The organism is Gordonia sp. JH63, assembly GCF_009856645.1.
Classification (GTDB): Bacteria; Actinomycetota; Actinomycetes; order Mycobacteriales; family Mycobacteriaceae; genus Gordonia; species Gordonia hongkongensis.
Window position 1 is genome coordinate 1,021,350 of the sequence record NZ_CP047235.1, and the last position, 13,933, is coordinate 1,035,282.

At 69.2% G+C, this 13,933-nt stretch carries 13 protein-coding genes; 12 read left to right on the plus strand and 1 reads right to left on the minus strand.

Annotated features, from left to right (window positions below; all coding sequences use genetic code 11):
• The first annotated feature begins 16 nt into the window (after positions 1-16).
• The 11 genes from GR168_RS04630 to GR168_RS04680 all read left to right on the plus strand — a co-directional run bounded on the left by GR168_RS04630 (position 17) and on the right by GR168_RS04680 (position 12,229).
• Positions 17-994: a Ppx/GppA phosphatase family protein gene (locus GR168_RS04630; RefSeq protein WP_176455923.1), complete on the plus strand. Its 978-nt coding sequence runs from the start codon at positions 17-19 to the stop codon at positions 992-994.
• A gap of 54 nt (positions 995-1,048) precedes the next feature.
• A complete protein-coding gene (locus GR168_RS04635) occupies positions 1,049-2,800 on the plus strand; it encodes a hypothetical protein (protein ID WP_159370152.1) in 1,752 nt (583 codons plus the stop codon).
• 52 nt (positions 2,801-2,852) lie between these two features.
• A complete protein-coding gene (locus GR168_RS04640; protein WP_058252637.1) occupies positions 2,853-3,755 on the plus strand; it encodes a sugar phosphate isomerase/epimerase in 903 nt (300 codons plus the stop codon).
• A 38-nt stretch (positions 3,756-3,793) separates the two neighbouring features.
• Positions 3,794-4,651: a thioesterase family protein gene (locus tag GR168_RS04645; protein WP_058252638.1), complete on the plus strand. Its 858-nt coding sequence runs from the start codon at positions 3,794-3,796 to the stop codon at positions 4,649-4,651.
• A 6-nt stretch (positions 4,652-4,657) separates the two neighbouring features.
• On the plus strand, positions 4,658-5,518 hold the full coding sequence (gene proC / locus GR168_RS04650) for a pyrroline-5-carboxylate reductase (RefSeq protein ID WP_065629198.1): 861 nt from the start codon (positions 4,658-4,660) through the stop codon (positions 5,516-5,518).
• 188 nt (positions 5,519-5,706) lie between these two features.
• Positions 5,707-5,940 carry a helix-turn-helix domain-containing protein gene (locus GR168_RS04655; protein ID WP_004019963.1) on the plus strand — a complete coding sequence of 78 codons (234 nt, stop codon included), beginning with the start codon at positions 5,707-5,709 and terminating at the stop codon, positions 5,938-5,940.
• Between the two features lie 293 nt (positions 5,941-6,233).
• On the plus strand, positions 6,234-6,335 hold the full coding sequence (locus GR168_RS04660) for an AURKAIP1/COX24 domain-containing protein (RefSeq protein WP_003402602.1): 102 nt from the start codon (positions 6,234-6,236) through the stop codon (positions 6,333-6,335).
• Between the two features lie 97 nt (positions 6,336-6,432).
• Complete coding sequence (locus GR168_RS04665; RefSeq protein ID WP_065629199.1) at positions 6,433-7,485, plus strand: NAD-dependent epimerase/dehydratase family protein; 1,053 nt, start codon at positions 6,433-6,435, stop codon at positions 7,483-7,485.
• Positions 7,486-7,677: 192 nt separating this feature from the next.
• A complete protein-coding gene (locus GR168_RS04670) occupies positions 7,678-8,850 on the plus strand; it encodes a lysophospholipid acyltransferase family protein (protein WP_189340042.1) in 1,173 nt (390 codons plus the stop codon).
• Between the two features lie 71 nt (positions 8,851-8,921).
• Positions 8,922-10,085 (plus strand): zinc-binding dehydrogenase, encoded by a 1,164-nt coding sequence (locus GR168_RS04675; RefSeq protein WP_159370153.1) that lies wholly within the window; start codon positions 8,922-8,924, stop codon positions 10,083-10,085.
• Positions 10,086-10,546: 461 nt separating this feature from the next.
• Positions 10,547-12,229, plus strand: a complete 1,683-nt coding sequence (locus GR168_RS04680; protein ID WP_159371823.1) for an HNH endonuclease signature motif containing protein — start codon at positions 10,547-10,549, stop codon at positions 12,227-12,229.
• A 36-nt stretch (positions 12,230-12,265) separates the two neighbouring features.
• Here GR168_RS04680 and GR168_RS04685 read toward each other — a convergent pair whose 3' ends face one another.
• On the minus strand, positions 12,266-13,393 hold the full coding sequence (locus GR168_RS04685) for an HAD-IB family hydrolase (protein ID WP_159370154.1): 1,128 nt from the start codon (positions 13,391-13,393) through the stop codon (positions 12,266-12,268).
• Positions 13,394-13,573: 180 nt separating this feature from the next.
• Here GR168_RS04685 and GR168_RS04690 point away from each other — a divergent pair, with 180 nt between their 5' ends.
• Complete coding sequence (locus GR168_RS04690; RefSeq protein ID WP_058252683.1) at positions 13,574-13,828, plus strand: glutaredoxin family protein; 255 nt, start codon at positions 13,574-13,576, stop codon at positions 13,826-13,828.
• Positions 13,829-13,933: the final 105 nt, after the last annotated feature.

Here is a 13,933-nt window from a genome sequence, read left to right on the forward strand (position 1 = left end):
GCACTACCGTTGACCCGTGCGCTTAGGAGTCCTCGACGTGGGCAGCAACACAGTCCACCTCCTGGTGGTCGACGCCCATCGTGGCGGTCACCCCACCCCGATGAGTTCGACCAAGGCGGTCCTGCGCCTGGCCGAACAGATTGACGCCGACGGCCGGATGAGTGACCGCGCCGTCGCCAAGCTCATCGAGTCGATCGACGAATTCACCCATATCGCCCGGACGTCCGGTTGTGAGCAGATGATGGCGTTCGCGACGTCGGCCGTGCGCGATGCGACGAACTCCGACGACCTGCTCGACGAGATCGAGCAGCGGACCGGGGTGCGCGTGCTCGTCCTGTCTGGACGCGACGAGGCCAGGTTGACGTCGCTGGCGGTGCGCCGCTGGCGTGGCTGGAGCGCCGGCCGCATCCTCGCTCTCGACATCGGCGGCGGCTCCCTGGAGATGTCCAACGGCGTCGACGAGGAACCCGACGTCGCGCTGTCACTGCCGCTGGGGGCCGGACGTCTCACCCGCGAGTGGCTGCCCGACGATCCGCCGGACCGGCGGCGGGTCGGCGTGCTGCGCGACTGGCTCGACGCCGAGCTCCGCGCACCCGCGTCCCAGCTGCTCGCACCCGGTGCGCCGGATCTGTGCGTCGGCACGTCGAAGACCTTCCGGAGCCTGGCCCGACTGACCGGCGCGGCGCCGTCGAGCGCCGGACCGCGGGTGCGCCGCGAACTGACGACGAGCGGGCTTCGTCAGCTCATCTCCTTCATCTCCCGCATGACCAAGGCCGATCGCGCCGAACTCGAGGGCGTCAGCTCGGACCGGGCCGGCCAGCTGGTCGCCGGAGCGCTGGTCGCCGAGGCGGCGATGCGCGCGTTGCAAGTCGATACACTGGAAATCTGTCCGTGGGCACTCCGGGAAGGTGTGATCCTGCGCCGACTCGACGCGGAGCAGGCCGACGCGCTGGAGCCGACACCGGTGCAGGGCGTTCGCGAGGGCGTCGGCTGACACCCTGGTAGACCCGGACCCAAACGTTCGAGAACGAGGACGGAGAGCCACTACATGCCGAAGGATTCGGAGCCCGAATCCCGACCCATCTCGGTGTCGGAACTTCTCGCCCGCTCGCAGGGGTCCCAGGGGGACTCGCCGGCACGTACCCGTGACGGCCGCGGCCGCCGACGCGCCGGCCGGGACGGATCGTTCTCGGTGTCCGAGCTGACCGGCGAGATCCCGAAGGTCGCCGACGCGGGAGAGGGTTCCGCGGCGCCCGCGGCCCGGCCCGAGCCGGCAACCCGGCCCGAACCCGCAACCCGGCCCGAGCCGGCTGCCCCGCCAGCGAGCACCGCGCCTGCAAAGACGGCGGCCCCGGAGAAGGCAGCTCCGGAGAAGACTGCTGCGGAGAACGGTGCCCCGGAGCGGGACACGACCCCGCGGAACCGTCCGGCCGCGGCCGCCGCGCCGTTCCCGCGTTCGACGAACCCGGTCCCACGCCGCCCGGCCGACGATCAGCCCGTCGTCGACCGGCCGCGCGCCGACCAGCAACACCAGGCACGGCCGGGTAACCGCACCGCCAGCGGGATGCCCGGTTACGGCCAGGGAGCCGTCCCGCCGATGTCGACGCGCGACTTCAGCTCCGAGGCGGTGGCACGTCGGCTCGGGCAGACGCCGCCGCGAGATTCCGCTCCCGTCGACCAGGAGTCGGCGAACGCCGTCACCGGCATCATCCCGGTGGTGGGTGAGAACGGGTCGGATCTGTCGGTCGTCGACTCCGACGACGTGGTCACCTACGACCTGACCGAGGTCGATGCGGGCACCGACGGCCCCCGCGAGCGCGGCGACGGCGGGTTCTCCGAGGTCATGGACTTCGACGCCTATCGCAACTTCGCCGACGTGGAGAGCGGGAACGACGGGCCCGGGGGCAAGGGCCGGTCCGGGGGCCCGGCCCGCAAGACCGGGACGTCGAAGAAGACAGGGCAATCGGGTGTCGTCGGGTTCGCGCGAAAGCTCTTCGGCGGCAAGAACCGGGACCGGAACGACCCCGATCGCCACATCGACGACCACCCGGACGCACACACCGACGGCAACGAGTCGACACACGACTGGGCAGCCACCGCCACCGCGACCGCGGGCGGGACGACGGCGGCGATCGCCGCGGCGCACCCCGAGACCCATGAGGCCGACGGTCGGTGGACCGGCTCGGACGAGACCGAGGGTCTCCAGACCGCCGACCGCCCCACCGACGACCACCCGACCGAGGCCATCGAACCGATCGAGTCCGCTTCCGAGGGCGACGAGGACCGGGTCGACCTGGTGAAGGAGCGCGAGCCGGAGGATCCCGCCGAGCCCGAGGGCCCGGCGGACTTCGATGCCCTGCACGACACCACGGACATCGACGAGACCTCCGATGACGACGCCGATCCCGACTCGGCAGCCGCCACGGCGGAGCACGCCGGACAGGACGTCGTGCATTCGGCCGCGGACGCGGAGTCCGCCGAGCGGACCGGCACCGTCGACACACCGGCACCGGACGGTCGGGCGACCGACGACGCCGAGGAGTCGCCGGTGAAGGCCTGGCTGGTGTTGTTCGGACAGGCGATCGTCGGCCTCGCGGTCGGTGTCGGCCTGTTCTGGGGTTTCACCGAACTGTGGCGTTGGAATCCGTACTTCGCGCTGGTGCTCGCGGTCCTGGTGATCTTCGGCATCGTGACGCTGTCGCATGTGGTCCGGCGCACCAAGGACCTGCCGACGACGCTGCTCGCGCTCGGCGTGGGTCTGCTGGTCACCATCGGGCCGCTGGTGTTGTTGGCCGCGTGAGCCGGTGTGAACCGATGAACCCGTCCGGAGCGGAGCGAAGCGGGCGGGCCGGATGAGACCCGACCTCCCGCGTCCGTCCGCCGAGATCCCGATCGGCCTGTCGACGGCGTCGGTCTATCCCCAGAACACCGAGGCGGCCTTCGCCTACGCCGCCGAACTGGGCTTCGACGGCGTCGAGTTGATGGTGTGGGGTGACGCTCTGAGCCAGGACATCCGGCGGGTCGAGTACCTGTCGGACCACTACCAGGTTCCGGTGCTGTCGATCCACGCCCCGTGTCTGCTCATCACCCAGCGGGTGTGGGGACGCGACCCGGTCGTGAAGCTGGCCCGTGCGGTGGAGGCGGCCGAGGATCTCGGTGCGTCGACCGTCGTCGTGCATCCACCGTTCCGGTGGCAACGCGGCTACGTCGCGGCCTTCGACGATCTCGTCGACGAACTCGAGGCGGACAGCGGGGTCGCCGTCGCCGTGGAGAACATGTTCCCCATGCGGGCCGACCGGCTGTTCGGCGCAGGGGAACCCTCGGTCCGGCGACTCAGCAAGCGCGGCGGTGGTCCCGGTCTGGCGGCATCCGCGTTCGGCAAGTCGATCGATCCGACCGATGACGGCTACGCGCACTACACGCTCGATCTCTCGCACACCGCGACCGCCGGCGTCGACGCCCTCGCTCTTCTCGACCGGATGGGCTCGCGCCTCAACCACCTGCATCTCGCCGACGGCAACGGTGCCGCCACCGACGAGCACCTGATCCCCGGTGACGGGGCGCAGCCTTGCGCCGAGGTGTGCCGGCGCATCGCGGCGAGCGACTTCGCCGGGGCGGTTGTGCTCGAGGTCACCACGGGGAGCGCGCGCACCAAACCCGAGCGCAGCGCGCTGCTGGCCCGTTCGCTAGATTTTGCGCGGCGGCATCTCAAACGGGAGCTGCACCCCGAGCCCACCGGCCAGTTGAGCAGCTGATTCGTCGGGGGACGGGTCTCCTCGACGAAGGCGGGACGATGACCAGCAAGATCACCCAGGTGCAGGAGCTGACCGAGGTCGACCGTGGCGGTCCGGACTCGATCACCCTGCGGGCGCACATCGACGAGACGTTCACGATCGGCCCCAAGGTGCACGGCGGCACGCTGCAGATGGTGGTCGCGAAGGCGGCCCGGACCGCGCTGACCGCGCTCACGCCGGACGGCGACCGGCTCGCCGAGTCGGCGGCCGCGATGATCCCGGTGGCGATCTCCAGCGACTACCTCACCGCTCCCGATGCCGCGGACGTCGACCTGGTGATCAGTGTGCGCAAGCGCGGACGCACCGTCACGGTCCTGTCGGTCGACGCCGTGCAACTCGGTCGGACCGTGGTGTCCTCGTCGGTGACGATGGCGCGTCCCGACAGCGGCCGGCCGCACCACTCCGGCCCCACGGTCCTCGACTCCGTGCCCGTGGAACCGTCGTCGACCGGCATCCCGCTCGACGGTTCGCCCATCGCCGAGGTCAACCACCTCGGCGCCGCCATCGACCTGGTCCTCGACTCGGAGACGTTCCCCGTCGTCCGCGGCGAGACCGGCGAGCCGCTCGTCCGCGGGTGGATTCGGCCGAAGGGCGTCGAACCCGACGAGTACTTCACGGTCCTGGTCGGAGACATCTCGCCCCCGGTCGTCATGAACCTGGCGCTGTTCGGGTGGGCGCCCACGGTGCAGCTGACCACCTACGTCCGGCGCCATCCCGCGCCCGGCTGGCTGCGTTTCGCCGCGACGAGTTCCGAGGTCGGCCCCGGGATGTTCGAGGAGGACCACCTCGTGGTGGACTCGACCGGGACCGTCGTCGCACAGTCCCGTCAGCTCGCCCTCATCCCCGCAGGAAGGTAGACATCCGTGTCCGAACGCATCGCCATCATCGGCGGAGGCAAGATCGGTGAGGCACTGCTCGCCGGTCTGATCGGTGCAGGCACCCCCACCAAGGACCTCGTCGTCGCCGAGCGGGTGGAGAGCCGCGCCGCCGAGATCGCCGAGGAGTACGGCGTGCTGGTCACCGACGTCAAGAGCGCGGCCGAGTCGGCGCAGTATGTGTTCCTGGCGATCAAGCCCGACGACGTCGACTCGATCCTGCGCATCCTCGCCTCGGCGGAGGACAATGCGGAATCCGAGCGAGTGACCGTGACCCTGGTGGCCGGCCTGCCCCTGTCGCGCTACGAGAGCGCGCTGCAGGCCGGGTCGCCCGTCATCCGGGTCATGCCCAACACCCCGATGCTCGTCAACGAGGCGATGTCGGCGGTCTCGGCCGGCCGGTACGTCGGCGACGAACAGCTGCAGGCGGTGGTCAAGATTCTGCAGACGGTCGGCCGGGTGACGGTTGTGCCGGAGAAGCAGATGGACGCGGTCACCGCGGTGTCCGGTTCCGGTCCGGCCTACGTCTTCCTGCTCGCCGAGGCGATGATCGACGCCGGCGTCGGCTTGGGGCTCACCCGTGCCCAGGCCTCGGAGATGGCGGTGCAGACCATTCGCGGCGCGGGCATCCTGCTGAGCGACTCGGGGCTGTCCGCGGTCGACCTGCGTGCGGCCGTCACCTCGCCCGGCGGAACCACCGCCGAGGCGATCCGGGAGTTCGAGGCCAACGGTCTGCGGCACGCGGTCTACCAGGCGACTCGTGCCTGCGCGGCCGCCAGCGCCCGCGGCGGACGTCGAGTGGAAGTCGAGGGTTTGGCGCAGGGACACGCCGTCACCGACACCCCATGAATTGTGGTCGAACGGCCGACAAACCCCAGCATGTTGGGGTCGAGTCACAGGAATCTCAGAAATACCGGTCTCTCACGTCGCTTTTTTCACATCTGCCACGCTAAGCTTCTTTAAGCACGTGCGTGTCTGATGTCCGCAGGAGGGGAAGCCTGCGGCCGCGACGCGTGCACCGGAGGTATGAGTGATCCATGGCACCTGCAGACACTCCTGGTGACAGGACAGGCGCAGTGAGCAACGCGGCTTCGGCGTCGCAGTTCCTCACCGTCGCCGAGGTTGCATCGTTGATGCGCGTTTCGAAGATGACCGTCTACCGTCTCGTCCACAACGGCGAACTGCCCGCGGTTCGGGTCGGACGCTCGTTCCGTGTGCACGCGAAAGCGGTCCACGACTACCTGGAGACGTCGTACTTCGACGCCGGCTGATCCGGCTTTCGCACCACGCCTGAACAGCAGTTTCTTCGAAAGGTCTCCGTGACCGGCCCACGCCGGTCACGGGGCCTTTTGCGTGTGGGCGTCCCCCGCCGCCGCTCGTCGCCCATCGCGATTTCCCGATCCGGCGTGCCGCCCGGTAGGCTCGGTGGTCGCGTACCTGGATGCGCCGGTGAGCCCTACGTGACGCACCGCCGCTCGTCGCTTCGCTCCCGGCGCCGTACCCGGCTGAAGTGCTGACCAGGGCCGAACAAGTACATCAGTGTCAATCGTGAGGAAGCGCCCCGATGGGTTCAGTGATCAAGAAGCGCCGCAAGCGCATGTCGAAGAAGAAGCACCGTAAGTTGCTGCGTCGGACCCGGGTGCAGCGTCGCAAACTCGGTAAATAGGCTTTTCTTCGGCATCAGGACCCGCTACGGCGGGTCCTTTTGTCGTCCCGGGCCTCCTCGGTGCGCCGGAACGCCCGACTGGCGATAGCCTCGGGGCATGGCCGAATCCACCTCCGCACCGCCCAGGGTGGTCCTGGTCACCGGGGCGTCGACCTTCCTCGGCGGCTACCTGGTGGCCCGTCTCGCGGCCAATCCGGACATCGAGAAGGTGCTCGCCGTGGACTCGCGGGTGCCGCGCAAGGATCTCCTCCGCCGGATGGGGCGAGCGGAGTTCCTCCGGGTGGACATCCGGCGTCCCACGATCGCGAAGGCGCTCGCCGCCTATGACGTGGACACGGTCGTCCACGCCGCGACGTCGATCGCCGACACCGCCCCGCACTCCGCTGCGATCAAGGAGTTCAACCTCGTCGGGGCGATGCAGGTGTGCGCGGCCTGCCAGCGCACACCATCGGTGAAGCGTCTCGTGCTGCGTTCCACCGCCATGGTGTACGGCGCGGGCAGCCGCGATCCGTCGCACTTCGCCGAGGAGACGCGCGCTCCCCGGGAGCCGAAGCGGGGATACGGTCGAGATCTACTCGACGTCGAGGGTTACGTCCGCGGTCTCGGCCGTCGTCGTCAGGACATCGACATCACCATCGTCCGCCCGCAGGCCATGTTGGGTCCGCGCATCACCACCCGGATGAGTTCGTACCTCTCCCTGCCGGTCGTGCCGACGGTGATCGGATTCCAGCCGCGACTGCAGTTCCTGCACGAGGAGGATGCGCTCGCGGCGATGGAGCACGTCACCCTCGCCGGGAAGGTCGGCACCTACAACATCTCGGGCGAGGGCGTGGTGACGCTCACGCAGGCGATCCGACGCGTCGGGCACATCGAACTGCCTGTTCCGAGCAGTCTGCTGGCGCCGATCGCGGGGGTGTTCCAGGACCTGCGGTCGGCGAAGCTGCGGTCGTCGCAGACGGAGTTCCTCACCTACGGCCGGGTGCTCGACACGACCCGCATGCGGACCGAACTCGGCTTCGTCCCGCGGTACACGACGCTGGAGACGTTGGACGACTTCATCGAACGCAGCGGGGTGACGCCGGTGATCGGGTCCGATTCGTGGAGATCGTTCGAGCGACGGGTCGTGTCGGCCGCCCACCAGTTGCAGTGAAATTCAGGGTCATGATGGCGGCGAAGTCGCCGTGAGCATGCGCAACGTGGGTGCAACCTCTAGACTTGGACGCCAGACCCACATCGCGCCCAGCGCTCCTACGCCGCGACTCGTTCGCCTCGGCGGTCCGAGTGCCGGCAGCAACCCGAGCCCAGACCCGGCCCGGATTTCGAACCCAGGACTCAGCTAGGGGTGAGCACTTTGGCAGGTGGCGGAGCGACAGATGCACGTACCGCGAAAGTCATTCAGCTCTACACATCGCCGACGGGTCCCGATGCCCGGGGTGTCCGGGAGTCGGGTCGCCGACGCCATCCGAGTCAGCAGGTCGGTCGTGAACGATCGAAAAGCGCGGCGGCGCAACGGGGATCGACGCTCGGACACCCCAACACCGATGGGTTCGGACGCGCGCCCGCGCAGGTGACCCCGATCAGCGACGAGATCACCCTTCCCGACGAGGTGCTGGGCGTCGAACATCGCGGTCCGTCGAAATCGAGTCCGCTGTTCAGCCTGGGCGGTCTGCGCGGCGCGGTCGCCGACACCCTCACCTCGACCGCCGGGTTCATCCGGGAACGGATGGCGGGGGAGTACGAGGTCGACGAGTTCGGATTCGATCCCCACTTCACCGAGTCGGTGTGGTTCCCGGCGATCCGGCAGGTCTACGAGAAGTGGTTCCGCGTCGAGGTCACCGGTGTGGAGAACCTGCCGCGCGAGGGAGGGGCGCTCCTGGTCGCCAACCACGCGGGCACCATCCCGGTCGACGCCGTGATCACCTCGCTGGCCGTGCGCGACAACCACCCGGAGGGCCGGTACCTGCGGGTCCTGGCCGCCGACATGGCCTTCGACACGCCGGGCGTCAGTGAGGTCGCGCGGCGGATCGGTGCGACGCTGGCGTGCAACTCCGACGCCGACCGTCTCCTGCGCGCGGGTGAGCTGACCGCGGTCTGGCCCGAGGGGTACAAGGGCATCGGCAAGCTGTACAAGGACCGCTACAAGCTCCAGCGGTTCGGCCGCGGCGGATTCGTGACGACCGCGCTGCGCAATGCTGCGCCGATCATCCCGGTGTCGATCGTCGGCTCCGAGGAGATCTACCCGATGCTCGCCGACCTCAAGCCGCTCGCCAAGATCCTCGGCCTGCCGTACTTCCCGGTGACCCCGCTGTTCCCGTGGCTCGGGCCGCTGGGCATGGTGCCGTTGCCGTCGAAGTGGCACATTCATTTCGGCCGGCCCATCGAGACCGGCTCCTACGACGAGGCGTCCGCCGACGACCCGATGGTGGTCTTCGATCTCACCGACCACGTGCGCGAAGAGATCCAGCAGACCCTCTTCCGGATGCTGAGCCGGCGCGGAAGCGTCTACTTCGGCTGAGCTCGGTGTCGCGCGGGGGCGTGGCGCGCGTTCGACGCCCGTTCCGGTCCGTCAGCTGATACTCATGGAGCATGCGTGCAGTCGTGTGCCGGCAGGGCGAGCTGACGGTCGAGGAGATCCCCACCCCGGAGCCCGGCAAGGGTCAGGTACTGCTCCGCGTTCTCCGCGCGGGCATCTGTGGTTCGGACCTGCACGCCCGGGTCCATGCCGATGCCACGGCGCAGGTGTCCGCCGAGGTCGGCTACGACGCATTCATGCGATCCGGGCAGTCGGTGGTCATGGGACACGAGTTCGCCGGCGAGGTGGTCTCCTACGGGCCCGGTTGCCGTAAACGCTGGTCTCCCGGGACCCCGGTGGTGTCGGTCCCGATGATCCGGCACGGCGCCGACGCCCACCTGACCGGACTGTCGGAGTCCGCGCCGGGCGGGTACGCCCAGTTCGTCCTGGTGTCGGAGGACATGACCTTCGAGATCCCGGAAAACCTGCCCGCCGAGCATGCTGCGCTGACCGAGCCGATGGCCGTCGCCCATCACGCGGTCCGACGCGGGGAGGTGGGACGCCGGGATGTCGCGGTCGTCGTGGGTTGCGGCCCGATCGGGCTGGCCGTCATCACGATGCTGAAGGCCGACGGAGTTCGCACGGTCATCGCGAGCGACCCGTCACCCGGCCGCCGGGTGCTGGCTCATCGCGTGGGGGCCGACATCGTCGTCGACCCGACGGTGTCGTCGCCGTTCGAGCGATGTGCCGAGGTCGGCAAGTACATCACTCGCGCCCAGGATCTGCTGGGCGCGGCGTTCGATGCCATGCGGACCCTGCGGCGGATTCCGCTGGCGCCATGGTCCTCGGTCTTCCGCATGGCCGACCGGCTGGGTGCCACGCCGAAGGGCCCTGTCGTCTTCGAATGTGTGGGGACGCCCGGGATGATCGAGCACGTCGTGACCGAGGCGCCGTTCCGGTCGCGGATCGTCGTGGTCGGGGTGTGCATGGAACCCGACACCTTCCGCCCGGCGATGGCGCTCAACAAGGAACACGAGTTGCGGTTCGTGTTCGCCTACGACCCCGCCGAGTTCCACGACACGCTGCACATGATGGCCGACGGCAAGGTCGACGTCGCACCGCTGATCACCGCGACGGTCGGCCTCGACGGTGTGGGAGCGGCGTTCGATGCCCTCGGCGGCGCCGAACACCACGCCAAGGTCCTCATCGACCCGATGAGTGAGGTGGACTCGCTGTAGGACCGGGGCGACACGGTGCGGTGGCCGAATCTAGTTGTCGCAGTGGGTTGTTGAATGTGCGTCGAAGTCCGTCGACGGTGCGGCCCTGCCCGCTGGTTGAGCCGGCCCCCCTCCGCTGGTTGAGCCGGCAACGAGCCGCTAGGCGAGTCGCCGTGTCGAAACCACCTGGCGACCACCCCTTCCCTCCGCTGGTCGAGCCGATACCCCTCCGCTGGTTGAGCCGGCAACGAGCCGCTAGGCGAGTCGCCGTGTCGAAACCACCTGGCGACCCGACGATCTCAGCCACCACCGACCCGGACGGCACCATACCGCAACGCCCAGCGCACATTTCGTCTACGACGATGTCATCTGCTGTGGAGACTCATCCAGGTTTTGTCGGTGGTCGGGTTTACATTGGTTGGTAACAGATCACCCAGCTCGGGGCGGGTGATGAAAATCAGGCGTCGGGGGGCGTTGTGCGGGTGTGGACCGATCTACCGGGCGAGTACATCGCCGGGGTCGATCCTGCCCACACGGCCGAGACCGACATGGTCATGTTGATGGCCGGCCTCGACGCGTCGCGGCGCGGCGAGTCCTACCTTGCCTGGCACCGCTATCAGACGATCGCGGCGATGACCGACCGCCTGATCACCACCAGCGCGTCCGGGTTCGTGATGGACGGTCATGCTGATTGCGCGGCCCGCATCGCCCGCCAAGCCGGGGTGTCCCGCCGGCATGCCGAGACCCTGATCGACGAGGCCCTCGCACTACGGGATCGGCTCCCCGAGGTAGCGGACACGTTGCGTGACGGGGTCTTGGCGCAGTGGCAGATCCGGTTGGTCATCTCCCGCACCGAACTGATCCCCGCCGATGACCCGATCACCCCCGCGTTGGATGCCGAGATCGCCGACACGGTGCGTCGCCGTAAAGGTGTGTGGGATCGGGCGCGCCTGCGCGACATGGTCGACCGCCTGGTCTTCCGCCACGATCCGGATGCGGTGCGGCAACGCCGCAAAGACGCGATGGATCAGCGTGGGGTGTGGACCCACGAACTGCCCGACGGCACCGCCGAACTCACCGCCGTGATGTCGGCGGAAAACGTGCGGATCTCCGCCAAAGCCGTCGCCATCCTCGCCGACTCCGCCTGTAAGCGGGATGGCCGCACCCAGGGGATACGACGATCCGATGCGATGTTCGCCCTGCTGACCCGCACGGCATTCGAGTGCCAGTGCGACGACGACGATCCGTGCACCGCCGACATCCCCGACCCGCAAAGCGTCCTCGACGCGGTCCGCGCCGAAGTCGTGATCCATGTGGTCACCGATGCCACCACCCTGGCCGGGGCACCCGGGGTGGGGTTTCTCGACGAGCACGGCATCATCAGCGACGAACACGTCCGTGACCTCGCCGCCCGCCCCGACGCCACCCTCACCCCGGTCACCCCCGCCCGCACCCAACCCACCTACGCCGCCCCCAGCACCAACGACGATGACCAGCGGCGGACCGCCCAGCGCCCGGCACCAGCCGAGGACACCCGAGCCGACGACGCCACGACCGGCGCACACGGCGAAAACGAAACGGACGCAGCCGAACCCGATCGACCCGTCGAGACCACCGCGAGTGTCGCGGTGGTGTATCCGGCCACCCATCCCGGCAACGGGTACCGGCCCACCACGGCGTGCGCCGACTTCGTACGCGTGCGGGACGGATACTGCACCGAACCCGGCTGCATCCGTTCAGCGTTCGCCTGCGATCTCGACCACGTCACCGAATACGACCACACCGACCCCGCCCGCGGTGGAGCGACGTCGAGTGAGAACCTCAACGCCAAATGCCGTCCCGGTCACCTGTTCAAAACCCACGGGGACTGGGTCGATGTGCAGTACCGCGACGACGACGGTCGCCTGGTCACCGAGTACGAGACCCCCGAAGGGGTCACCCTGTCCGGCGACGCCGAAACGCTGGAAGACACCTTCCCCAACCTGCGGCGGATCCGGTTCGAACAAGCCGCCCAAGCCCCACCCACACCACGCGTCATCGCCTCCGACAATCCGGAGCGCACGCACAGCCGACTGGACGCCAAACTGGCCCGCCGGCGACAAGAACGCGCCCGAAACAAGCGAGCCCGCGAAGAACTCGACCGCCTCGGCCCACCGCCCTTCTGATCCGGGGAGTTAGGGCCGGCAGCGTCGCAGGAACGATCAGCGCTGCCGCAGGAACCGCGCCGCGGCTGCGGCCCCACCGCCCGCGGCGCCGAGAACGATCGCAGTACCGGCGCCGTACTTGGCGGCCTTACGCGCGGTACGGAAGTCGTACATCTCCCAGCCGCGGACCTTGGCGACGTCGCGCAGGTCCGTGTCGGGGTTGATCGCCACCGCGCGGCCGACGAGCGACAGCATCGGTACGTCGTTGTGTGAATCCGAGTACGCCGTACAGCGTTTGAGGTTGAGCCCCTCGCGGATCGCGAGCGCGCGCACCGCATGGGCCTTACCGGGGCCGTGCAGGATGTCGCCGACGAGTCGCCCGGTGAAGACCCCGTCTACGCTCTCGGCGACGGTGCCCAGCGCACCGGTCAACCCCAGCCGGTCGGCGATGGTCTGCGCGAGTTCGACGGGTGTCGCGGTCACCAGCCAGACCTGCTGTCCGGCATCGAGGTGACGCTGGGCCAACGCCCGCGTACCCGGCCAGATCTTGTCGGCGATGTAGTCGTCGAAGATCTCCTCGCCGAGCTCGACGAGTTCGGAGGTCGGCTTGCCCGCGATGAACGACAACGCCTTCTCCCGCCCCTCCGCGACGTCGCGCGCGTTCTCCTTGCCGGTGATCCGGAACTTCGCCTGCGTCCACGCGAAATCCATGATGTCGCCGTAGGTGAAGTACTTCCGCGCGGCGAGGCCACGAGCGAAGTGCACGATCGACGCGCCCTGGACCAGGGTGTTGTCGACGTCGAAGAAGGCGGCGGCGGTGAGGTCGCGCCGCGGTTCGCCCGGGATCTCGGCCGTCGGGCGCGAACGCAGCGAGTCGACGGCGGCCTTCGCGCTCGCCTCACCGGCCAGGGTCTGACGGAGTTCGTGCGCGGTCTGCCGGAAGCGGCCGGTCGCGGCGGTCGCCCGCTGGGAGATCCAGGTGGTGACCCGGTTGGTCTCGTCGTCGACGAGTTCGTGGAGTTCGGCGTCCTCGTCGAAGTCGTCGGTGAACTCGACGCTCGCGGCGTGGGCCTCCCAGTCGTCGCCCGTCGGGCCGTCGCCCTGGATCGGATTCGGCGGGAGAAGTGCGGCGTCGTCGGGCGTCTCGTCGTCCTGCCGGTCTTCCGGGCCCGGGGTCTCGCCCACTGCCCACCTCCCACGCGTAGCGCCAGCACTGCTTGCCGGGTACAGCCTAGTGGTGCGCCTGGGAACCGGGCGACTGGTCTCCGGCGTTCGATCCCCACGCCCGGTGACGGACCGCACACCGTCGGCGGGGGAGGGTCACCCGGCTGATCCCGCGGGCGCTGCGCTGGGAGGATGGTCGGCATGACGGTGGAACTGTTGACCCGTGCGGGGTGCGCGGCGTGCGCGGCGGCCCGCTCCGAACTGACCCGGATCTGCGCCGACATGGGCGTGGAGTTCACCGAGGTCGACGTCGACGAGGCGGCCGAAGGGGGTCGGCCGGACGTGCGCGCCGAGTTCGGCGACCGGCTCCCGGTGGTCCTCCTCGACGGTGACGAGCACAGCTATTGGGAGGTCGACGAACCGCGTCTGCGGGCCGATCTCGCGGCGCGGCGGTGATCGGCGCCCACGTCCGACGCGGTGCCTAACACAGCACGGCCGATCCCCAGGGGCCGTGTGAACAGATTCACAGGGAAGTTATATCCTCCCTTGGTCGGGAAGAGT

Coding starts and splice junctions, on each gene's coding strand:
- GR168_RS04655 (WP_004019963.1), top strand. CDS start 5,707: ATGGCACCTGCAGACACTCCTGGTGACAGGACAGGCGCAGTGAGCAAC.
- GR168_RS04690 (WP_058252683.1), top strand. CDS start 13,574: ATGACGGTGGAACTGTTGACCCGTGCGGGGTGCGCGGCGTGCGCGGCG.
- GR168_RS04645 (WP_058252638.1), top strand. CDS start 3,794: ATGACCAGCAAGATCACCCAGGTGCAGGAGCTGACCGAGGTCGACCGT.
- GR168_RS04675 (WP_159370153.1), top strand. CDS start 8,922: ATGCGTGCAGTCGTGTGCCGGCAGGGCGAGCTGACGGTCGAGGAGATC.
- GR168_RS04640 (WP_058252637.1), top strand. CDS start 2,853: ATGAGACCCGACCTCCCGCGTCCGTCCGCCGAGATCCCGATCGGCCTG.
- GR168_RS04665 (WP_065629199.1), top strand. CDS start 6,433: ATGGCCGAATCCACCTCCGCACCGCCCAGGGTGGTCCTGGTCACCGGG.
- GR168_RS04635 (WP_159370152.1), top strand. CDS start 1,049: ATGCCGAAGGATTCGGAGCCCGAATCCCGACCCATCTCGGTGTCGGAA.
- GR168_RS04660 (WP_003402602.1), top strand. CDS start 6,234: ATGGGTTCAGTGATCAAGAAGCGCCGCAAGCGCATGTCGAAGAAGAAG.